This is a genomic window from Pseudomonas fragi, from assembly GCF_900105835.1.
In the GTDB taxonomy this organism is placed as follows: Bacteria; Pseudomonadota; Gammaproteobacteria; order Pseudomonadales; family Pseudomonadaceae; genus Aquipseudomonas; species Aquipseudomonas fragi.
Window position 1 is genome coordinate 835237 of the sequence record NZ_LT629783.1, and the last position, 20675, is coordinate 855911.

The following is a 20675-nucleotide window of genomic DNA, read 5'->3' on the forward strand; positions in this document are numbered from 1 at the left end:
CTTGCCATCAAACAATTTGTTGACTGACGCGCATTATCCAGTTGAGCATTGGCTTGTGAAGCGATAATAATTGCCAACTGACATCGAATTTTTTGAAGGCAAAACCGTGTGGTCTGAATACTCCCTGGATGTGATTGACGCTGTCGCCCGCCACGGCAGTTTCAGTGGCGCAGCCCAGGAACTGCACCGCGTACCCTCCGCCGTGAGTTACACCGTGCGCCAACTGGAGCAGTGGCTGGCAGTGCCATTGTTTGTGCGTCGCCACCGCGACGTGGAGCTGACGCCCGCCGGGCAGATGTTTGTCAAAGAAGCCCGCGACGTGATGAAAAAAATGCTTGGCACCCGCCGCCTCTGCCAGCAAGTTGCCAATGGCTGGAGCGGCCAGTTGCGGGTGGCCGTGGACTCAATCATCAAAAAGCCGCGCTGCCAGCAAATGATCATCGACTTCTATCGGCACTTTCCTGATGTGGAGCTCATCGTTCAGTACGAGGTGTACAACGGTGTGTGGGATGCCCTGGTGGATGGCCGCACAGACCTGGTGATCGGCGCCACCCGTGCCGTGCCGGTTGCAGGCAGTTTCGCCTTTCGCGATATGGGCTTTCTGCACTGGTTGTGCGTTGCCAGCCCGCAGCATCCGCTGGCGGCCATTCCCGGTTTGCTCGGTGATGAGGACCTGCGGCCCTACCCTGCGCTATGCATGGATGACACCTCGCGCAGCCTGCCCAAACGCGACACCTGGACCCTGGATAACCAGCGCCGGATGATGGTGCCCGATTGGGCTTCGGGGCTGGCCTGCTTGAGTGACGGCCTGTGTGTGGGCATGGTCCCGGCCCATCTGGCCCAGCCCCTGATCGACCAGGGGCAACTGCTTGCACTGAATCTGCAGCGGCCCTTCCCCGCCAGCCCTTCGTGCATTGCCTGGGCACAGAAAAATCACTCCCCGGCCATGAGCTGGCTTTTGGAGTATCTGGGAGACACCGCCACCCTGAGCCAGGAATGGCTCAATGAACATCAAACAGAATCGGATACAGCGACACCACCAGCAGCATCGCCATCGTCAGGTTGAATGCCAGCAGCCACCTGGGCCTGGTCAGCACGCTGCGCAACGCACTGCCGCAGCCTGCCCACACGCACACGCTGGGCAAGTTGATGATGGCGAACACCAAAGCAATGATAAACACGTTGGCGATATAACCCTGGGACGGCGTGTAGGTGGTAATTGCACCAATGGCCATGACCCAGGCCTTGGGGTTGACCCATTGAAAGGCCGCCGCGCCCCAAAAGCCCAACGGCCTGCCGTGGGCCGCCTCCGATGGCGAAACTGGCCCCGAAGTGGCGACCTTCCACGCCAGATACAACAAATACGCCGCCCCCAGATAACGCAGCACGGTGTAGGCCACGGGGACGGCCTTGAATACCCCGCCCAACCCCAGGCCGACCGCAAGCACCAGGAACATAAAGCCGAAACTGATCCCCAGGGCATGGGGGATGGTGCGCCTGAAACCAAAGTTGACCCCTGATGCCAGGAGCATGGTGTTATTCGGGCCAGGGGTGATGGAGGAAACGAAGGCAAAGAGCGCGAAGGCAGAGATCAGTTCAAGGGAGAACGGCATAAGGTTATCCGACAGTCAGGGAGCAGTAGCTCCACCCTATCGGATTACCGTGCTGGCATTGCGCTACAGATGGGCACTATTTTCACCACACACCTTGGCAGTGGCTTGCGTCATTACAGCAAGGCTTTCACATCAATTTCACATCATTGCGCCTAGATTGGATCCACTCCTTTAGTGAATCCCATTTAGGCCCGCTCCCCCAGCGGGCCTTTTTTTGCCTGGCATTCAGTCATCCAGTGCCTGCACCGCTTTGCCCGGCTTAACCGACTTGCCCGCCGCGCTGCCTTTGGCGGGCGGCTCCACGGCGACCGGAGCCTGGGTCTCCTTCTCGGCCACGGGCAAGGCATCAATGGTTTTGAACAGCTCGGCGAGGTCAACATCACCCACTGTCTCGACTTTCTTTTCGCCATCCTTGCCGATCAGGATCACTTTGGCCTGGTCGATGATCATCCCCGGCTTGAGCCCGCGAATCAGCGACATGGTGCTCTGGGGTTCAAGGTCCTTGCCATCGCGTTTGCCGGTAATGCCCACAATCGTATAGAGCACCATATTGCGCTGGTCAAAAGCCTGCTTGTTGGCCGGGTCCTCAAGGGCTTTCTTGAGGTTGACCAGGGTTGGGTCGGCCTCGGCACGCGCAACGATAACCAGCGGGCGAAACTTGCCGCGGTCCTGTTCGAGCGGGCTTGGAACTTCAACGGCCTGCGCCGTGCCAGTGACCAGCACAGAGGCAAGGATCAATAAACGGATAAACATCCAGATCTCCTTTTACTATCGGACCGGCTTCGCGAGCGTGTTACCAATGCCTTGAAACCCTTGGCATTGAGCCTGTAGTTCAAAGCGTAGGCCAAGGGATCAGTCACGCAACCGGGTTCCCGGACTTTGCCTTTCATGTTTATTTTTTGCAACTGCATCCCGGGCGGGTATTGCCCATCCCCAGCGCACGCGACCCTCCCGACACACGCCAGAACATCAACGCCACCCCCTTGATCAGCCTGCCCCTTGCTCCCGCCAGGCTGACGGCAGCAGCGGGCACCTGGAGACCGTCGAGCGAGCCCGAAAACATTAGAGATCGTGGCGCTCACAAGATGGCAACAACGACAGTTGGCGCAGGAAAATTCCTCTATGAGCGCGAGTAAAATCCAATTTACCGAAAGGCATTTGGTGTTTTTTGACAGGACAAAAAACCCGGTTCAAAGACACAAATGGTAAACAAGTAGGCCGCGGATCAACTCGATTTGACGGCCTTGGTTTTCGCCCTGTAGTGACGGGCCACGGCCACCACCACCATCAATGCCACGACGCCCAGGGCAATCGGCAAGCGGTAGGGCTTGAGGTCGCCCAGCATGCCTTCGAGAAACTCCCCGGCCCAATATCCGCCACTGGCAAACAGCGTTGCCCAAGCAGCAGCGCCCAGGGCATTGATACAGAGAAACTTCAACGGCGACACCTTGCTGGCACCGATCACCATAGGCCCGATCAAGCGCATGCCGTACAAAAACCGCACCGAGAAAATCGACACCGTCGGATACCGGTTAATAAGCTGCGTCACGCGATCGATGGCGGCCTGCTGCTTGTGCAGGCGCGGCAACAGGCGAGCACCGAAATAACGCCCGGCCCAAAACAACAACTGATCCCCCAGCATCCCTGCCAGGCTGGCATAGCCAATCACCGGCAACAGCTTGAGCACATGCTGGTGCGCCGCCATCCCCCCCAGAATCAGAATGGTTTCACCTTCGAGCAGACAGCCGATAAAAATGGCCAGGTAGCCATAGGTTGCCAGCAGGTAATTAAAATCGATGTGTTCAAACATGCGCAGTCCATAGCTCCATTAAATCAGGGTGCAAAATGCAGCGACTCAGTGCCGGTGGCGATGATGGATATCCGGGAAATGCGGGTGGTTGTGGCTGATCACAGCATGCTGATGCGTGTGGCTGTGGGCCTTGCCGGCCGGCACATCCTCGGCATGTGTGTGCTGGTGGTGTTCATCGTGGGTATGGCGATGGGAGTGCTCCAGCGGCTGATGTTCATGCTCATGCTCATGGCTTTCGGTCAGGTGTAGCCAGACCCCGACCATCATGCAGGCTGCAGCCAGCCAGAACAGCAGCGACACCGACTCGCCCAGCAGCACAATGGCAATCGCTGCGCCCAGAAAAGGCGCCGTCGAAAAATACGCCCCAGTGCGCGCCGCCCCCAGGCCGCGCAAGGCCAGGACAAAAAGCACCAGGCTCACACCATAGCCTAAAAAACCGATCAGCAGGGTCGGGCTCAGCACCCCGGGCGCCGGGATCTTCGCCCCCAGAATCAAAGCAATCGCACAGTTCACCAGCCCCGCGAACAGGCCTTTGGCGCCCGCGATATAGAGCGCATCTGAAGCAGACACCTTGCGCGTCAGATTGTTATCGACCGCCCAACAGAAACAGGCCAATGCCACGGCCAACGGCCCAAGCCAGGACCGCGACACAACCGCGCCGCCCCCCGCCGGCCAGGACAACACCACGCCGCCGACAATGATTGCCAGCATGCCCAGCACAATCCGCCGATCGGCGTTTTCCTTGAAGACCACCCAGGCCAGCAGCGCAGTCAGCACCGGCTCCAGATTGAGCATCAGCGAAGCCGTCGCACCGCTGGTGAGGGTCAAACCGAACATCAAGGCGACAGGCCCCAGGATCCCGCCAAACACAATGGCCCCCAGCAGCCAGGGCCATTCACCGGCCCCCAGGCCCGAGCGCTTCCAGCCCCGATCGCGGACACAGCGCACCAACAACAACCCCAGGCCACTGCCCAGGTACAACAGCCCGGCCAGCATCACCGGCGAGACTTCAGTCCCCAGCACCTTGGCCAGTGGCGTACTGGCCCCGAACAGCGCAGCGGCTGCCAATGCATAAATTACACTCGTATTCATCACGCCCACTCATGTCCCGGCTGTGCAAGCAGCCTAGCCTACTCGGGAATACGCGCCGCAGCAGCGCGGCAAATGCCTGCGCCAGCACGGGCGCAAACCCGGGCCTTTACTTATATCTATGATTTTTCGACGGTTTTGGCCAGCCAACGGAAAAAAAATGTCGCCAAATACGCGTTATCGAACTTGCCTCATGGGCGCAGGCTCTATATATTCGTCCACCTGTTGCGCGGGCCTTGAGTACTTTGTTCGTTAAAGCACCGACCTTCGTGACCCGCTTTACAGCGCTACCGCCCGAATGGCGAAATTGGTAGACGCATGGGACTTAAAATCCCCCGTTCGTAAGGACGTGCCGGTTCGATTCCGGCTTCGGGCACCAAACAAATCAAGGGCTTGCATGAGATTCTTCGTGCAGGCCCTTTGTTTTTTGCACCGCAAAATTCAGACTGCTGCGCAATTCTGGCCCCCTCCTCAGGCCATCTCCTCGACAGCAACGGCCCGGCGCTTGCCCCGCCGCCGCTCAAACCACAGGTACACCACCGGCGTGGTGTAGAGCGTGAGGATCTGCGACACCAGCAAACCGCCCACTATCGCAATCCCCAACGGCTGGCGCAGTTCTGCGCCAGCACCATGACCGAACGCCAGCGGTACGGCGCCGAGCAAGGCGGCCAGCGAGGTCATCAGGATCGGCCGCAGGCGCAGCAGACAGGCTTCGCGCACCGCATCCCGGGGCGACAGGCCCCGCTGCTGCGCCTGCAAGGTGAAGTCGACGATCATGATTGCGTTTTTCTTGACGATGCCAATCAGCAGGATGATGCCGATCATGCCCAGTACCGACAGGTCCTGCCCGCTCAGCATCAGCGCCAGCAGCGCGCCAAAACCCGCGGACGGTAAGGTCGAGATGATGGTCAGCGGGTGGATGGCATTCTCGTACAGCACGCCCAGCACGATGTAGACCGTGAGGATGGCCGCCAGGATCAGCCAGGGTTGCGATTTGAGCGAGTCCTGGAAGGCCTGGGCGCTGCCCTGGAAGCTGCCGACCACGCTGTCGGGCATGGCCACGGCCAGTGAGGCCTGGTTGATGGCGCTCACCGCTTCGCTCAAGGCATGCCCGGGCGCCAGGTCGAACGACAAGGTAATAGCCGGGAATACCCCCTGGTGGTTGATGATGATCGGCACTTGCTCGCTCTTGACGCTGGCCAGCAGGCTCAACGGCACCAGCGCCCCGCTGTCGGCGCGGACAAATAAATGTTCCAGGGTCGCCGTGGACGCTTGCCAGGCTGGGTCGAGTTCCAGGATCACATGGTTCTGGTCCAGTTGGGTAAACAGGGTTGCGATCTGCCGCTGGCCAAAGGCGTCATAGAGCACGTCGTCGATGGCCTGCACCGTGACGCCCAGGCGCGCGGCCGTGGGGCGGTCGATCACCAGGGTCGACTGGGCAATGGCCTGTTGCTGGTCCGAGGTGACGTTTTGCAGCGGTGCCAGGGTCTTGAGCCGAGCCAGGAGCACGCCGCTCCAGTGATCCAGTTCGGCGCTGTCCGGGTCCTGCAGGGTGTACTGGTACTGGGTCTTGCTGGCCCGGCCACCGATCTGGATGTCCTGGTTGGCCTGCATGAACACCTTGACCCCGTCCAGCCGGTCCAGCGCCGGCTGCAGGCGACTGATGACCTGCCCCGCGCTGGCACTGCGCTCGCTGAACGGCTTTAGGTTGATCATTATCTTGCCCTGGCTCACGGTCGGGTTAGGCCCGATCCAGAAGTACACCCGGGCCACATCCGGGTCCTGGCCGATGATCTCGGCAGCACGGTTGACCTGTGCCTGCATGGCGGTTGGCGAGATGTCTGCAGCGGCCTCGGCAACGCCCTGGATCAGGCCGTTGTCCTGTTGCGGGAAGAAGCCCTTGGGGATGGCTGCATACAGCGCCGCGGTGACGACCAGGGTAGCCACGGCCACTGCCAGGGTGATGCGCTGGTGGTCGAGCACCCAGTCCAGGCTGCGCCGGTAGCGGTTCTGCACGCCATCGAACAGGCGTTCGCAGGCTTTGGCAAAGCGCCCCTCCTCGCTTTCGGCATGGGGTTTGAGCAGCCAGGCGCAGAGCATCGGGGTGATGGTCAGGGACACGATCCCGGACATGATGATCGCCACGCTCACCGTCACCGCGAACTCGCGCATCAGTCGCCCGACAATCCCCGACATCAGCAGGATGGGCAGGAACACGGCAATCAGCGACACGGTCATCGAGACGATGGTGAACGCCACTTCGCGCAGGCCGTCGACCGCCGCCTGCAGCCGTGACTTACCCATCTCAAGATGGCGCACGATGTTCTCCATCACCACGATCGCATCGTCCACCACAAAGCCCACGGCAATTGCCAGCCCCATGATCGACAGGTTGTCCAGGCTGTAGCCCAGCAGGTACATGACCCCGAACGTGGCCGTCAGCGACAGCGGGATGGTCAGGCTGGGGATCAGCGTGGCCGTTGCCTTGCGCAGGAACACGAAGATCACCACGACCACCAGGGCAATGGACAGCAGCAAGGTGAACTGCATGTCATTGACCGAGGCTTCGATGGTCTGAGTACGGTCACCCACCACCTGCACCTGCACGTCCCGGGGCAACGAGGCGGTCAGCTCCGGCAGGCGGGCCTTGATCGTGGTGATGGTCGACAGCAGGTTGAAACCCGGCTGTTTATGAATGTCGACAATCACCGTGGGCTCGGCGCCCAACTGCGCCGCCTGCTGGGTGTCTTCGGCCCCGGCGATCACCCGCCCGAGGTCGCCGAGCTTGATGGGCATGCCGTTTTTATAGGCCACCACCTGCTCGCGATAGTGTTGCGGGTCGAGCAATTGATCGGTAGCCCCCAGGCTGATGGAACGGGTCGGGCCGTCGAGGGTGCCCTTGGGCTGGTCGAGGGTGCTGACGCCAATGATGCTGCGCACATCCTCCAGGGTCAGGCCACGGGCCGCCAGGGCATCGGGATCTATCTGCACCCGCACCGCCGGTTTCTGTTCACCATGAAAATCCACCATGCCGACCCCGGGGATTTGCGACAGGCGCTGGGCAATGTAGTTGTCGGCGTAGCGGTCCAGTTCAGGCAAGGTACGGGTGGGCGAGGTCACGGCCAGGGACATGACCGTGCCTTCGGCCGGGTTGACCTTGTTGAAGGTCGGCGCGCTGGTCATGGTCCGCGGCAGGTTGGGCGTGGCGGTGTTGATCGCCGTTTGCACGTCCTGGGCGGCGCCGTCGATGTCCCGCGACAGGTCGAACTGCAACACCACCTGGGTTTTGCCCGCCGCGCTGGACGAGGTCATCGAGGTCACTTGCGGCACTGTGGCAAACGCACGCTCCAGGGGCGTGGCCACCGAGGACGCCATGGTTTCGGCACTGGAGCCGGACAACTTGGCGGTGACTTGTATCGTCGGGAAATCCACGCTCGGCAATGGCGCGACCGGCAGTTGAAAATAGGCAAACACTCCCAGCAGCATGACTCCCAGGGCCAACAGGCTCAGGCCCACACGGCGCTGGATCAATCCGGCAAGCCCCTTCATGGCGCCACCTGCGCCAGCTCGGCCGTGCTGTCAGTGTTGACCGGCGTGACCTTGAGCCCCGGGGCGATGCGGGACTGGCCCTGCACCACAACGGTTTCACCCGCCGCCAGGCCCTGGCGGATCCACTGTTTGCCATCGACCACCGTGGCGGCGTCGACCCGGCGTGGCTGCACCCGCTGCGCGGCATCCACCACATAGACAAAATGGCCGTCGCGGCCCAACTGCACGGCATCGCTCGGCACCACGGCCACATCATGGTGGGTCTGCACCAGCAACCGCGCACTGACCAGCTCGCCGGGCCACAGTTTGGCGGCGCTGTTGTCGAACTGCGCCTTGAGCTGCACCTGACCGCTGGCCGGGGCCACCTGGCTGTCGATAAAACTCAAGTGGCCACGGGCGATTTCCTGCTGGCCGTCACGGCTCATGGCGACCACCTGCAGCGCGCCCTTGGCATTTTCTTCAAGAATGTTCGCCAGCGCGTCCTGGGACACGGCGAACGCCACCGAGATCGGGTTCATCTGGGTAATGGTCACCAGCCCGGTGGCCTCGGCGCCGTGGGCGATGGCGCCGACATCCAGCTGCCGCTGGCCGGTACGCCCAGTGAACGGCGCCTTGACCCGGGTGAACTCCAGTTGCAGGCGCGCCGTGTCCAGCGTCGCCTGATCGGCCTGCACCGTGGCGTGCTGGGCCGCCAGTTGCGCGCGATAGGTGTCGACATCCTGGGTCGGCCCGGCCTGGGCGGCGGCCAGTTTGCTGGCGCGGTCGAGGCTGACCTTGAGGTTGGCCAACTGCGCCTGGTCCTTGGCCACCAGGGCTTGCGCCTGGGCCACCTGGGCCTGATACAGGCGCGGATCGACCACCGCCAGCAGGCTGCCCGCAGTGACGGTCTGCCCCTCATCGAAGAGCACTTGTTGCAACTCGCCGTCCACCCGCACCCGCACATTGACGCTGTTGAGCGGCTGCACATTGCCAATGGCGCTGATCCATACGGGCAGGTCCTGACGGCTGACCCGGGCCATCTGCACCGGCACGGCGTCCTCCCCGGTCTTGACCGGCGCGGCCTGGGCCTGCCGCAGCCAGTAGGCGCAGGCAAAAGCCACGGCGAGGCCCAGCACCGCCAGCCCCCAGAAAGTGACGCGAGGATGTGATTTCAAGGCATTCATGGCTGTGCCACCTGAGCTGGAGAATGGGAAGCGAGGGTCTGGGGCGCGAAGTCGCCGCCCAGGGCGCGGAACAGCCCGACAGCGGCCTGCAAGTGCTGCAGGCGCACCTGCAACAGGGTGTCTTCGGCCTGGTACTGGGTGCGTTCGACGATCAGCAGGGTCTGGAAGTCGGTCGAGCCGAGCCGGTAGCGAACCTGCGCCAGGCGTGCCGCCTCCCGTGCCGAATCGACCGCAGCCCGGTTCAGGTCGTAGCTTTTGTCCAGTTCGCGGGCGGCGCTGAGCTGGGTTTGCACATCCTGCAGGGCTTCGATGATGGATTCGCGGTAGCTCGCGGTCAGTTCCTGCACATGGGCCTGATCGAAATGCAATTGCCCCTTGAGCTGACCACCGGCAAACAGCGGCTGACCAAGGGTGCCGATGGCGCTCCAGATCTGCCCGCCACCCAGGGTGTCGAGGCCGCCGAGCAAGTCCAGCGACAGGTTGGGCAGGAACGCCGCGCGGGCGACGCCGACATCGAAGTTGGCCGATTGCAGCCGCGCTTCGGCGGCCTGGATATCCGGGCGCTGGCGCAGCAGGCCGATTGGCAGCCCGGCAGCAGGCTGCGGCACTTGCAGATTGTCCAGCCCGCCCGCTTGCAGATGAAAGCCCGCAGGCTGCTCACCCACCAGCACGGCCAGTTGATACAGGGCCAGATCCCGTTGCTGACGCAGGGGCGTCATCGCGGCCTCGAAGGTTTGCATGGCGTTGCGTTGCTGGGCGACTTCCAGGTTCGACACCGCGCCCTGGCTGGCCTGCACTTGCACCAGCGCCAGTACCCGCCGCGCATCGTCGGCAATGGCCTGGGCCAGGCGCAAACGCTCTTCGAGGGACAGCACCTGGAAGTAACTGTCGGCAATGCTGGCACCCAGGCTCATGCGCAGGGTCTGGGCATCGAACAGCGTGGCACTGGCCAGGGCATCGGCAGAGTCGGCCGCAGCCCGTTGCTTGCCCCAAAAGTCGATCTCATACGTGGCCTGGGCAAACACGCTGCGTTTTGCCGTGGTGCCGTAGTTGTTCTGGCGCTGGAAACTGCCGCCCAGGTTCAGCGCCGGATACTGCCCCGCACCCGCCACCTGCGCCGAAGCACGGGCCTCATCGATGCGGCTGGCGGCAGCCTTGAGGGTGTAGTTGCCGGCCAGGCCGCGGGCGATCAACTGGTCCAGTTCAGCACTGTGGAACTCACTCCACCATTGCCCGCCACGGGCCGCAGGGCCAGCTGTCGCGCCCTCCCACTGCGGGGCCAGGGGCAGTTGCGGCGAGTGGTAGGCGGGCACCATCGAGCAGCCGGCGAGCAGCAACCCGCCGAGCACGGCCAGGGAAAAAGGGAAAACACGCACGCGGCGCCATCTGCGCGCCGCCAGGGTTGGAACCGACATGGGCAAGCCATCTCCCGCTTGAGCCTGTGTGGAACACTCCACGAATGCGGCCAAGATAGCGGGGGGCGCCTGCCAGAGCGTTCGTCGGCAGGTAAACTTTTATTTAGCCGGGCGCCGCCGGTGCCTCGAAGCTGTAGCCGGCACCGGGCACGGTCCTGATCAACGAATAATCGAAGCCTTCATCGAGTTTGCGGCGCAGACGATGGATATGCTTGTCGATCACATTGTCGTTGGGGTCGAAGGCGTAATCCCAGGCACTGTCGAGCAACATGTCGCGGGTCACCACCTGGCCGCTGTGGCGCATGAGTTTTTCCAGCAACAGTGCCTCGCGATGCTGCAACGCAATCACCCTGCCCTGGCGCACGGCGGTGCGGGTGGCGCAATCCAGTTGCAGTTCGCCCACTTGCAGCTGGCGTGTCGGGCCGCTGCCTTGCTCACGGGTGCGCAACAGGGCGTCAAGGCGCGCCAGCACTTCGGCAAAGGCATAGGGTTTGGCCAGGTAATCGTCGCAGCCGGCCCGCAGGCCTTCGACCTTGTCGGTGGTTGACGCCTGGGCGCTGAGCATCAGTACCGGCACCCGCAGCTGCTGGGCACGAAGGGCCTTGACCAGGGCGATGCCATCGAGGCCGGGCAAGCGGCGATCGACCACCAGCACGTCATGAATGCCCTCCAGGGCCATGCCCAGCCCCGTATTGCCGTCGCTGGCGATATCCACCACATGACCGCTTTCGCTCAGCCCGCGCAGCAGGTAGGCCGCCGTGCGAGCGTCATCTTCAACCACGAGAATGCGCAAGGTAGTGTCTCCGCCCGTCAAAACTAAACTTTTATTTAGCCGACGACGACGTGGCGCCGCCGCAGGCTCTGCCACACTATGCCATCTCTGCCTGATGATGCGAGCGGTGCAACTGCCATGCCCCATGTACTGGTCGTCGAAGACGACGTGCCGACCTGCCGTGAAATCGAAGCGGCCCTGTGTGACCACGGCTTCACCGTGAGTTGCGCGCACACCGGCCGCGACGGCCTGCTCAAGGCCCTGAGCGAGCCTTTCGACCTGATCGTGCTGGACCGCATGTTGCCCGGCGGCCTCGACGGGCTTGGCCTGCTCACCGCCTTGCGCGCCGCGGGCGTGAGCACCCCGGTGCTGATCCTCAGTGCCCTCAGCGCCCTCGATGAACGGGTGCGTGGCCTGCGCGCCGGCGGTGATGATTACCTGACCAAGCCCTTCGAATTTATCGAACTGACGGCACGCCTGGACGCCCTTAACCGCCGGCGCGCCGAGCCGGCTGCCGAGGCACGGCAAACCCGCCTGCGCGTAGCCAGCCTGGAAATCGACCTGCTGAGCCGCACCGTGCGCCGGGGTGACCGCGTGATCGAACTGGTGCCCCGGGAATACGCCCTGCTCGAATACCTGATGCGCAACGCCGGCCAGGTGGTCACGCGCACCATGCTGTTTGAAGCCGTGTGGAATTACCGCTTTGACGAACGCACCAACGTCATTGAAGTGCATATGGGCCGCTTGCGGCGCAAGGTCGACGGCGAAGGTGAAGCGCCGATGATCCATACCATTCGTGGAGCCGGCTATGTCCTTCGTTCGCCTGAGTGAAATCCCGCGCACCATCAGTTTTCGCACCGGCCTGGTGTTTCTCGGCCTGTTTGGCTGCTCGTTCCTGGCCCTGTTCGGCTATGTGTACTGGCAGACGGCGGTGTACCTGAAAACCGAGGCCGACACCCTGCTCTATCGTCAGGTCGAAAACCGCAGCGCGCAGGACCCGCAGCTGCAACTCAGGGAAATCCGCAACCACGCCGCGCAGGACGCTGACGGGCGCATGCCCCACAGTCTGTTCGACCAGCAGGGCCAGTTCCTCGCCGGGGCCATCGAGCAACTGCCACCGTTTACGGCCTACGACAAACCCCAGGAATTCCGCTGGAAAAAAGCCAACGGGCACCATCGCCCCGTGCGCTTTATCGTCCATCGCCTGGCCGACGGCAAGACCCTGCTGGTGGCCCAGGATATCCACGACATCCGCGAATTCGACGAACTGCTGATTCGCGCGCTGGTGTCCGGTGGTGTGCTGTTGCTGGTGGTGGGCCTGTTCGGCGCCGTGGTGCTGGGGTATTCGGCGCACCGGCGGCTGGACAAGGTCAGCCGCTCGATCAAGGGCATTATCGAAGGCGACCTCACCGGGCGCCTGCCGGTGCGGGGCAACAACGACGACATCGACCGCCTGGCCACCGTGGTCAACGGCATGCTCGATGAACTGGAGCGCTTGATGAGCGAGGTCAAGGGCGTGTGCGACGACATCGCCCACGACCTGCGCACCCCGCTGACCCGCCTGATCGCCGGCCTGGAGCGCACCCAGCGCCGTGGCCTGGATGAAGCGCAATACGCCGCCAGCATCGACGCGGCGTTGAACGAAGCCAAATCCCTGCTGCTGACCTTCAAGGCCCTGCTGCGCATCTCCGAAATCGAAGACAGCGCACGGCGCAGCCACTTCGCCCCGCTGGACCTGAACCTGATCAGTGCCGACGCCGTGGAGCTGTATGAACCCCTGGCACAGGAGCGCGACATCAACCTGACCCTGGAGCCCGCCCGGTTCCCGGCGGTGATGCCCGGCGATGCGCAGCTGCTGTTCGATGCCATCTGCAACCTGCTGGACAACGCCATCAAGTTCTGCCCGGACCACAGCGCAGTGCGGTTGACCGTGATCAGTGAACCGAACCGGGTCGGGCTGTGCGTGACGGACAACGGCCCGGGTATCGCCCAGGCCGAGCAGGAAGCGGTGCTGCGCAGGCTCTACCGTGCAGAAGCCAGCCGCCATACCCCGGGCAATGGCCTGGGGCTGAGCATGGTTTCGGCGGTTGCGCGCCTGCATGACATGAAACTGAGCATCAGCGACGCGGCGCCGGGCTGCCGTATCGAATTGACCACCCGGCGCACGGCCTGAGCTCAATTGGAGCGGGCGGTTTCGCTGCTGGACGCGGCCTGAGTGCTGGCCGTGGCGGTCTTTGTTGCCGACGGCTGCGCGCTGGCCTGGGCGGACGCCGTGGCTGCGTCCATCCGCGCCATGACCCGATCGGCACCGCCTTCGGCCATCGCAGCCACAGAGGCGGTCATCAGGGTTACAAGCAACAGGCTTTTGAGGGTATTCATGGGGCAAACTCCAGTGATAAATGGCGCCAACCCACAATTGGCTGGCTTGAACCTATCCTGAGGCCCCGGGCCTTACGGCCTGTTCTGCGCAACATGAATTTTTTGACAGGTACAGGTGGGAGCGGGCTTGCTCGCGATGGCAGCACCTCGGTCATCCTGCTGGGACGAGGTGCCTGCATCGCGGGCAAGCCCGGCTCCCACAAGGAAAACATGTCACTCGCAAACCCTGCATCCAGACAGCACCTGCGTTCGGTCGGCTGCGCAACTACAACGTCTGAACGGACGATGAGGCAACCCCCGCCCAGGTCGAGCATCAGCCTGGCCGGAACACTGCTGGCACACCGATAATCAAGGGGGCAAGATGGACATCGAACACCTGCTGCTTGAGCACCAGCTCAATGAAGTGCTGGCTCGCTATGCACGGGCCTGTGACCAGCGCGACTGGGCCGCGCTGGATGAGGTTTTTGTGCAGGAGGCAACCGCCGACTATGGCGGCTCCCTTCACCTGCAAGGGCGCGGGCCGATTGTGGCGATGATCCGCGCCCATCTCGGCGGTTGCGGCCCCTCCCAACACTTGCTCGGCAACCTGCTGGTCGAGGCCCGCGACGGGGCTGTGGCAAGCCGCGTGTATGTGCGCGCAGCCCATCGCGGCACCGGCAACCTGCACAGCATGACTTATGAATGCCTGGCCGAATACCAGGACCGCTGGGTGTCGACGCCCAACGGCTGGCGCATCGCCCATCGGCGCATGGATATCAGCCATGAGCTGGGATCGCGCGACGTCCTGCGTCCGGCGCTGGCCTGACAGATCAGTGGGCAAAGTCCCGTTGCGACTGGGTCTGGGCAGCTGCCTGCAGGGTGCCCAGACCCAGCCATACGATCAGCACCATCACCACCCCTGCGGCGATGGGCACGGCAAAACCGGCGCGGGCGCCATAGGCATCGATCACCAGCCCGGCCACCACCCCGCCCAACGCCACGCCGATGCTGATGCCGGTGGACATCCAGGTCAGGCCCTCGGTGACCCGCTCCGGCGGCAGTATCAAGGTGCCAAGGTTCATCACAATCACCATCGTCGGCGCAAATGACACCCCGGAGATAAACAGCATCAACGCCAGGAAATACACCCCCGGTGAAAAAATCGGCAACACTGCAGTGATCGCCGTGACCAGAATGCCGATGAAAAATTGTTGAGCCATAGGCATGGCAACCCTGAAGGCGCCAAAGGCCAGGCCGGCGATCAATGAGCCCAGGGCATAGGCGGCAAGGATAAAACTGGCGGATGCCGGCCAGCCATGGGCGTTGGCAAAAGCGACCACGGCCACGTCGACGGCGCCGCCAATCACGCCCATGCCCAGCAGGGCCAGCACAATGGTGCGCAGGCCCGGCAAGCGCCAGGTCGAACCTGCTTCAGTGTTATCGACCTTGATCACCTGCGGCTCGGTCTGGCGCTGCAGCACAAACGCCGTGACGCCAACTGCCAGTAGCACCGCCACCGCCAGCGGCCCGGCTTCGGCAAACAGCCCGGTACTCAGGCCAATCGCCAGGGGCGGACCGAGGATAAAGGCCATTTCCGTCAGCACGGTGTCCAGGGAAAAGGCCGTATGCAGCAGCGGCTTGCCGCGAAACAGTTGCGTCCAGCGCGCCCGGGTCATGGCCGGCATGCTGGGCATGGTGCCTGCCAGGGCCGCCAGCACAAACAACAACGGCGCATCGGCACGCAGATGTGAAGCGGCGATCAACCCCAGCAGCATCGCGATGCTGAACGCAGTAAACACCGGCAACACCCGGCGCTGGCCAAGGCGGTCGACCCGTTTGGAAATCTGCGGTCCTGCCACGGCATTGGCCAGGGTAAAGGTGCCGGCCACTGCCCCGGCCAGCCAGTAAAGCCCGGTTTGCTGGACCAGCATGGTGATGATGCCGATACCGATCATTGCCTGCGGCAAGCGGGCGATGGAGCTGGCGATCACCAGCCCCATGACGCCGGGTATGGCCACAAGGTCGCGGTAAGGATTGGCCATGAACACTTCCGTTTCAAGAGGCTTCAGATAAGCAATCAAGCATCGTATCCTGCATGCATTAAGTCAAAGCCTGCGGCCTTGATACCCCCTGCCCATTTGCGGAGCCCCAATGCCTGATCACATTGCAGCCGTCCCACTGGACAAAGCCTACCGACTGCTCAACCACGGCCCCACCGTTCTGGTCTCGGCCCGCCACGGCGGCGAACAGAATGTCATGGCGGCGGCCTGGGCCTGTGCGCTGGACTTTGCCCCGCCCAAACTGACCGTGGTGCTGGATAAAAGCGTGAAAACCCGCGAGCTGGTGGAAAACAGCGGCACCTTTGTCATCCAGGTACCTACGGTAGCCCAAATCCACCTGACCAGCCGGGTCGGCAGCGTCAGCCTGTTCGATGACCCGGGCAAGCTTGGGCATTGTGGAGTGCAATTGTTCGAGCGGGAGGGCCATGACCTGCCCTTTGTCGAGGGGTGCTCAGCCTGGCTGGCGTGCAAGCTGATCCCCGAGCCGCACAACCAGACTGCCTATGACCTGTTTATCGGTGAAGTGGTCGCAGCCTGGGCTGATACCCGTGTGTTCAGCGAGGGCCACTGGCATTTTGAAACTGCCGCCCCCGCCTTGCGCAGCCTGCATTACATCGCCGGCGGGCATTACTACGCCATCGGCGAAGCGCTGGATGTGGATGAAAACAATATTTAGCGTCGGGTGATAGCACGGAGGGAACTGGCATCTGGCAGGCACACCGTAGCGCTACCATCGCGGGCAAGCCCGCTCCCACAACAGAGCATCAAAGCCTGGCCATTTCCTGCAACAGGCGATCATCCTCGCCAATCGCGCCAATCACCTGCAGCCCTACCGGCAGGCCCCTCACCTGCCCGGCAGGCAGGCTGATCGCCGGCAGGCCGGTAAGGTTCCAGGCACTAGTGTGGCTGAGCACCGCGGCGCGCACGTCGATATCCTGCTCGCCCACCCGCACATCCCGCGCATCAACCGCCGTGGCAGTAATCGGCACGCTGGGCGATACCAGATAGTCATAGCGCTCGAACAACCGCGCCAGCTCGGTCTTGAACAACGCCTGGGCAGCCTGGGCGCGGATGTATTGCCAGCCCCTGACTTCCTGCGACAACACCAGCCGCTCGCGCACTTCCGGGTCGAACAATTGCGGTGCCTCGTGCATACGCTCGGCATGCACGTCATAGGCCTCAGCGCGCTGCAAGGTCAGCAGGGTGTCTTTCATGGCCGCCGCCAGCGGTGCCAGTTCGACAACCTCTTGCAACCCGTCACCGAACCACTGCCGCGCCACCTGCCGCACTTGCCGATCCACTTCGGCGTCAACCGGGCCGAAGGTGCCCGTGCTGATCCAGCCCACCCGTAGCGGTCGAACACGGTGCGCAGCCACAACCGCGCGCCCGGCGATCACGCCATACAGCAAACGCGCATCCGCGACGTTGCTGGCGATGGGCCCCACATGGTCAAGGCTCGACGACAGCGGGAACACCCCTTCCAGCGGCACGCCGCCAAACGACGGCTTGAAACCGACCGCGCCGCACAAGGCAGCCGGAATCCGGATCGAGCCGCCGGTGTCGGTGCCCAGCGCCAGCGGCACCATGCCGCTGGCGACCGCTGCGGCACTGCCGGCGCTGGAGCCACCGGTGATGCAGCGCTCATCCCAAGGGTTGCGTGCCGCTCCGTGCAACGAGCGGTCGCCAGTGGGGCCATAGGCGAATTCGTGGGTCAGGGTCTTGCCCACGATCACCGCCCCCGCCTCGCGCAGACGCTGCACGCACAGCGCATCCCGGCCCGGCCGGTGCCCTTGAAAATGCGCCGAGCCATAGGTGGTGATGTAATCAATGGTATCGATATTGTCCTTCACCGCCACGGGTATGCCTTGCAGCGGCCCCAGGTCCTGCCCCTGGGCAAACAGCGCATCGGCCTTGCGCGCCTGGGCCAGGGCGACGGGGGCATCGACCTCGACAAAGGCGTTAAGCGTCGGGTTCAGCCGCGCGATGGTGTCCAGGGCGGCTTGGGTCAGCTCGACGCTTGTCAGGCCGCCCGCGCGCAGGCGTTCGGCCAGCGCCGTGACCGATTGGCCACAAAAATATCCAGCGTGAACAGGCTTCACCAGGCTCATGCAAACAACTCCATCAAACAACGGCGGGAATAGGGGAACTGGCTGCCTGACGACCGCCCGGGCGCACCATCAGCATGGCGCTCATGCCCAGGGCCGTGGCCACTGCAGCGGCCACGAACATCGACGAATAGCCGTATCGCACGGTCAGGTAACCGGTGAGCATGGGCGCGATAAACGAAGCGGTGTTGGCAATAAAGTGGGTCATGCCGCTGTAGGCGCCTACGCGGTTGGATGGCGCGGTGTCGATCACTACGGCCCAGTAGACCGAGTTGGGCAGCGCGTTCAAGGCATTGGCCAGGGTCATCAGGGCAATCACGCCCCATACGGTCTGGGCTTGTGACACCAGAATGAAATACAGCGTGGTCAGCAACAGGCAGGTCGCGGCCAGCCAGCTGCGTGCCACTTTCAGGTTGCCGGTGCGGCGCAGCAGCCAGTCGGAAATCTTGCCGCCCAGCAGCACGGTGAAGCAGGCGCCGGTCCACGGGATCATGCCCATGTACCACAGCGAAGAGAGGTTGTAGTGGAACTCGTCCTGGAGGTACTTGGGCGTCCAGGTCAGCAGCAGGAAGGTCACGTAGACAAACGCGAAGTAACCGACGGCGTTGAGCAGCAAGTCCTTGTTCTTGAAGAAGTGCCACACCGGCGCCACGGTGGAGGTCGGGGTTGAAGCATTGACTGCTTCGGCACGCTCCTTGCGCAGGAACTCCAGCTCGGCTTTGGACACCCGCGGGTTTTCATCGGGGGTGTTGGTAAAGCGGGTCATGAAGAAAATCAGCAGCGCCAGGCTGACCACACCCAGTACGACAAACATGCTGCGCCAGTCGCCCGTCAGGGTTTGCAGGCCGACAGCCACCGGCGCGGTGAGCAATGCCCCCAGCGGGGTGCTGAGCAAGCCCACCGACACGACAAAACCGCGCTCCTTCGGGGTCGCCCAGTTAGCCACGCTCTTGTTGATCACCGAGTACGCCGGGCCTTCGGCAAAACCGAACATGACGCGAATCGTGGCAAAGCCGGCCATGGCCGAGCCACCGAGAAACGCCAGGCCAAAATCACCGGCAAATGCGGTGGCAATTTCAAAGATCGACCAGGTGCCTCCGGCAATCAGCCACACACGTTTGGCACCGAAACGGTCGGCCAGAATGCCGCCCACCAGCGCGCCGAGGATATAACCGTAACCGAAGTAACCCAGGACATTGCCCCAGTCGGCCTTGTCGAAACCGTACTCGGGAAGGATGCTCGCCGAGGCATAGGCAATCGCGCCACGGTCGATGTAGTTGAGCAGCGCCATCAGCATGATCAGGAAGAAAATCTGGTAGCGAAAAGACGGGATCACTGGGGTGTTCATAGGAATCTGACTCTTGAAGTGATGGCAGAAGTCAAAAAGTCGGCCGTAATCGGCGTATTTTTATTAGTTACCCAAACGTTTGGGTTGACGGAATGTAGAGCGCCGAAAAACTTTAGTCAAACGTTTGGGTAAAAATTTAATTCCGGGGCTAGGGCCTCTGTTCGGGTAGAATTCGCGCGTTGAATAACGGACTGCCGGAAGCCTTGCCACCATGTCGAATCAATCTCGCCCCGCCACTTTGAAATCCATGGCGACCGCTCTGGGTATTCATGTGTCCACGGTGTCGCGAGTGCTCAATGGCGACCCCGCCGCGGTCGAACGGGCTGCGTCTGCCGAGGTGGTGGAGCGGATTCGCGCACTGGCAAAAGAGCTGGATTATCGGCCGAATACCCAGGCATCCAACCTGAAACTGCGCAAAAGTCAGGAGATCTGCGTGCTGATGCCGCGCCTGACCGATCTGGTGATGGCGACCATCTACGACAGCATCGACAGCAACGCCGAACAGGCTGGCTACCTGACCTTTGTGTCCAATACCGACGACCAGCAACCCCGGCAAATGGCCCGCGCCGAACACGCCCTGCGCCGCTCGGTGGCCGGGCTGATCGTGGGCGACTCCCATGTGGGTGACACCCAGCCCCTGCTTGACCTGCTGACGCGCAAACACATCCCCTATGTGTTGGTCAGCCGGCAGATTGCCGGGCACCTTACGGCGGGCAGTGACGATGAACTGGGCGGCTGGCTGGCGGCAGAGCACCTGTTCCGCCAGGGTTTTACCGATGTGGCCATACTGGCGGGCGAGCGGCATGCATCCACGGGGGCAGACCGCACCCGAGGCTTTACCCGTTACTACCGCGAGCAAGGCATCACCCTGCGCCCGGAGTGGACCCTCAACGGCCCGTTTGACAGCTTGACCGGGCACCAGCAAGGCGAATACCTGCTGGGGCTCGAGCCGCGGCCGCAGGCGTTTTTCGCGGTCAACGACTTTCTCGCCATCGGCCTGATGGGCGCGGCGCGGGACAAAGGCCTGGTGCCGGGCAAGGACATTGCCGTGGTCGGTTTCAATGACATCCCGCTGGCCAATGAATTGAGCGTCCCCCTGACCAGCGTGCGCCTGCCGCTGGCCGAGATGGGTCAACGCGCCGTTGAGTTATTGCTCAAACGCATCAAGGGTGAAGCCTGCGAGTCGATTATCCTCCCGCCGCAGTTGCAGGTGCGGGCGAGTTCATCGGTAGTGCGCCGCACTGAATGAGAAAAACGCCAGGTACTGGTTAAGGCATACGACGCCAGGCTCGCTCCCACCGCCTTGATTGTGGAATTCAGCGCCACAATGTTTGGAATTCATAGCTGATTATCCATCCGTGGCTTCGCAGTATAGTGACTCTGATCGGCGCCA

At 62.8% G+C, this 20675-nt stretch carries 18 protein-coding genes and 1 tRNA gene; 7 read left to right on the forward strand and 12 right to left on the reverse strand.

Annotated elements, in window-relative coordinates:
- The first annotated feature begins 106 nt into the window (after positions 1-106).
- Entirely contained in the window at positions 107-1066 is a 960-nt protein-coding gene (gene punR, locus BLU25_RS03680; RefSeq protein ID WP_083369857.1) for a DNA-binding transcriptional activator PunR, read from the forward strand.
- Here punR and BLU25_RS03685 read toward each other — a convergent pair.
- The 4 genes from BLU25_RS03685 to BLU25_RS03700 form a co-directional block, all read right to left on the reverse strand.
- Complete coding sequence (locus BLU25_RS03685; RefSeq protein ID WP_016781033.1) at positions 1002-1613, reverse strand: LysE family translocator; 612 nt, start codon at positions 1611-1613, stop codon at positions 1002-1004. The two genes, punR and BLU25_RS03685, sit on opposite strands and share 65 nt — an antisense overlap.
- A 225-nt stretch (positions 1614-1838) precedes the next feature.
- Positions 1839-2366, reverse strand: coding sequence for a DUF4174 domain-containing protein (locus tag BLU25_RS03690; protein WP_016781034.1), 528 nt, complete (start codon positions 2364-2366; stop codon positions 1839-1841).
- Positions 2367-2838: 472 nt separating this feature from the next.
- Positions 2839-3423, reverse strand: coding sequence for a DedA family protein (locus BLU25_RS03695; RefSeq protein WP_016781035.1), 585 nt, complete (start codon positions 3421-3423; stop codon positions 2839-2841).
- A gap of 45 nt (positions 3424-3468) precedes the next feature.
- Entirely contained in the window at positions 3469-4515 is a 1047-nt protein-coding gene (locus tag BLU25_RS03700) for a DMT family transporter (RefSeq protein ID WP_016781036.1), read from the reverse strand.
- A 289-nt stretch (positions 4516-4804) separates the two neighbouring features.
- Between BLU25_RS03700 and BLU25_RS03705 the strand changes: the two genes are divergently transcribed.
- Positions 4805-4891 (forward strand) — tRNA-Leu (locus tag BLU25_RS03705).
- A 92-nt stretch (positions 4892-4983) separates the two neighbouring features.
- Here BLU25_RS03705 and BLU25_RS03710 read toward each other — a convergent pair.
- The 4 genes from BLU25_RS03710 to BLU25_RS03725 form a co-directional block, all read right to left on the reverse strand.
- Positions 4984-8061, reverse strand: coding sequence for an efflux RND transporter permease subunit (locus BLU25_RS03710; RefSeq protein WP_016781037.1), 3078 nt, complete (start codon positions 8059-8061; stop codon positions 4984-4986).
- Positions 8058-9224, reverse strand: coding sequence for an efflux RND transporter periplasmic adaptor subunit (locus BLU25_RS03715; RefSeq protein ID WP_016781038.1), 1167 nt, complete (start codon positions 9222-9224; stop codon positions 8058-8060). The genes BLU25_RS03710 and BLU25_RS03715 overlap by 4 nt, the downstream gene beginning before the upstream one ends.
- Positions 9221-10639: an efflux transporter outer membrane subunit gene (locus BLU25_RS03720; RefSeq protein ID WP_016781039.1), complete on the reverse strand. Its 1419-nt coding sequence runs from the start codon at positions 10637-10639 to the stop codon at positions 9221-9223. Before BLU25_RS03720 ends, BLU25_RS03715 begins: the two co-directional genes overlap by 4 nt.
- A 103-nt stretch (positions 10640-10742) precedes the next feature.
- Complete coding sequence (locus tag BLU25_RS03725; RefSeq protein ID WP_016781040.1) at positions 10743-11432, reverse strand: response regulator transcription factor; 690 nt, start codon at positions 11430-11432, stop codon at positions 10743-10745.
- Between the two features lie 117 nt (positions 11433-11549).
- Here BLU25_RS03725 and BLU25_RS03730 point away from each other — a divergent pair, with 117 nt between their 5' ends.
- Both BLU25_RS03730 and BLU25_RS03735 read left to right on the forward strand, forming a co-directional pair.
- Positions 11550-12242: a response regulator transcription factor gene (locus BLU25_RS03730; RefSeq protein WP_029611429.1), complete on the forward strand. Its 693-nt coding sequence runs from the start codon at positions 11550-11552 to the stop codon at positions 12240-12242.
- Complete coding sequence (locus BLU25_RS03735; RefSeq protein WP_016781042.1) at positions 12220-13584, forward strand: sensor histidine kinase; 1365 nt, start codon at positions 12220-12222, stop codon at positions 13582-13584. Before BLU25_RS03730 ends, BLU25_RS03735 begins: the two co-directional genes overlap by 23 nt.
- A gap of 2 nt (positions 13585-13586) precedes the next feature.
- On the opposite strand, the gene BLU25_RS03740 is transcribed toward BLU25_RS03735, so the two are convergent.
- The gene (locus tag BLU25_RS03740; protein WP_016781043.1) at positions 13587-13790 is read right to left on the reverse strand and encodes a co-regulatory protein PtrA N-terminal domain-containing protein; all 204 of its coding nucleotides are present in this window, start codon (positions 13788-13790) and stop codon (positions 13587-13589) included.
- Between the two features lie 361 nt (positions 13791-14151).
- Between BLU25_RS03740 and BLU25_RS03745 the strand changes: the two genes are divergently transcribed.
- Positions 14152-14595: a nuclear transport factor 2 family protein gene (locus BLU25_RS03745; RefSeq protein WP_016781044.1), complete on the forward strand. Its 444-nt coding sequence runs from the start codon at positions 14152-14154 to the stop codon at positions 14593-14595.
- A 4-nt stretch (positions 14596-14599) separates the two neighbouring features.
- Here the strand turns inward: BLU25_RS03745 and BLU25_RS03750 are convergent, their stop codons facing one another.
- On the reverse strand, positions 14600-15811 hold the full coding sequence (locus tag BLU25_RS03750; protein WP_029611430.1) for an MFS transporter: 1212 nt from the start codon (positions 15809-15811) through the stop codon (positions 14600-14602).
- Between the two features lie 109 nt (positions 15812-15920).
- Here BLU25_RS03750 and BLU25_RS03755 point away from each other — a divergent pair, with 109 nt between their 5' ends.
- On the forward strand, positions 15921-16505 hold the full coding sequence (locus BLU25_RS03755) for a flavin reductase family protein (RefSeq protein WP_083369525.1): 585 nt from the start codon (positions 15921-15923) through the stop codon (positions 16503-16505).
- Between the two features lie 88 nt (positions 16506-16593).
- Here BLU25_RS03755 and BLU25_RS03760 read toward each other — a convergent pair whose 3' ends face one another.
- Complete coding sequence (locus tag BLU25_RS03760) at positions 16594-17937, reverse strand: amidase (RefSeq protein WP_016781047.1); 1344 nt, start codon at positions 17935-17937, stop codon at positions 16594-16596.
- Between the two features lie 13 nt (positions 17938-17950).
- Entirely contained in the window at positions 17951-19282 is a 1332-nt protein-coding gene (locus tag BLU25_RS03765) for an MFS transporter (protein WP_016781048.1), read from the reverse strand.
- A gap of 211 nt (positions 19283-19493) precedes the next feature.
- Here BLU25_RS03765 and BLU25_RS03770 point away from each other — a divergent pair, with 211 nt between their 5' ends.
- Positions 19494-20531, forward strand: coding sequence for a LacI family DNA-binding transcriptional regulator (locus BLU25_RS03770; protein WP_029611431.1), 1038 nt, complete (start codon positions 19494-19496; stop codon positions 20529-20531).
- Positions 20532-20675: the final 144 nt, after the last annotated feature.

What these genes read in the sequence shown, in the direction of transcription:
- BLU25_RS03685 (WP_016781033.1), bottom strand. Translation starts at nt 1,613, where the DNA reads ATGCCGTTCTCCCTTGAACTGATCTCTGCCTTCGCGCTCTTTGCCTTC.
- BLU25_RS03690 (WP_016781034.1), bottom strand. Translation starts at nt 2,366, where the DNA reads ATGTTTATCCGTTTATTGATCCTTGCCTCTGTGCTGGTCACTGGCACG.
- BLU25_RS03695 (WP_016781035.1), bottom strand. Translation starts at nt 3,423, where the DNA reads ATGTTTGAACACATCGATTTTAATTACCTGCTGGCAACCTATGGCTAC.
- BLU25_RS03700 (WP_016781036.1), bottom strand. Translation starts at nt 4,515, where the DNA reads ATGAATACGAGTGTAATTTATGCATTGGCAGCCGCTGCGCTGTTCGGG.
- BLU25_RS03710 (WP_016781037.1), bottom strand. Translation starts at nt 8,061, where the DNA reads ATGAAGGGGCTTGCCGGATTGATCCAGCGCCGTGTGGGCCTGAGCCTG.
- BLU25_RS03715 (WP_016781038.1), bottom strand. Translation starts at nt 9,224, where the DNA reads ATGAATGCCTTGAAATCACATCCTCGCGTCACTTTCTGGGGGCTGGCG.
- BLU25_RS03720 (WP_016781039.1), bottom strand. Translation starts at nt 10,639, where the DNA reads ATGTCGGTTCCAACCCTGGCGGCGCGCAGATGGCGCCGCGTGCGTGTT.
- BLU25_RS03730 (WP_029611429.1), top strand. Translation starts at nt 11,550, where the DNA reads ATGCCCCATGTACTGGTCGTCGAAGACGACGTGCCGACCTGCCGTGAA.
- BLU25_RS03735 (WP_016781042.1), top strand. Translation starts at nt 12,220, where the DNA reads ATGTCCTTCGTTCGCCTGAGTGAAATCCCGCGCACCATCAGTTTTCGC.
- BLU25_RS03740 (WP_016781043.1), bottom strand. Translation starts at nt 13,790, where the DNA reads ATGAATACCCTCAAAAGCCTGTTGCTTGTAACCCTGATGACCGCCTCT.
- BLU25_RS03745 (WP_016781044.1), top strand. Translation starts at nt 14,152, where the DNA reads ATGGACATCGAACACCTGCTGCTTGAGCACCAGCTCAATGAAGTGCTG.
- BLU25_RS03750 (WP_029611430.1), bottom strand. Translation starts at nt 15,811, where the DNA reads ATGGCCAATCCTTACCGCGACCTTGTGGCCATACCCGGCGTCATGGGG.
- BLU25_RS03755 (WP_083369525.1), top strand. Translation starts at nt 15,921, where the DNA reads ATGCCTGATCACATTGCAGCCGTCCCACTGGACAAAGCCTACCGACTG.
- BLU25_RS03760 (WP_016781047.1), bottom strand. Translation starts at nt 17,937, where the DNA reads ATGAGCCTGGTGAAGCCTGTTCACGCTGGATATTTTTGTGGCCAATCG.
- BLU25_RS03765 (WP_016781048.1), bottom strand. Translation starts at nt 19,282, where the DNA reads ATGAACACCCCAGTGATCCCGTCTTTTCGCTACCAGATTTTCTTCCTG.
- BLU25_RS03770 (WP_029611431.1), top strand. Translation starts at nt 19,494, where the DNA reads ATGTCGAATCAATCTCGCCCCGCCACTTTGAAATCCATGGCGACCGCT.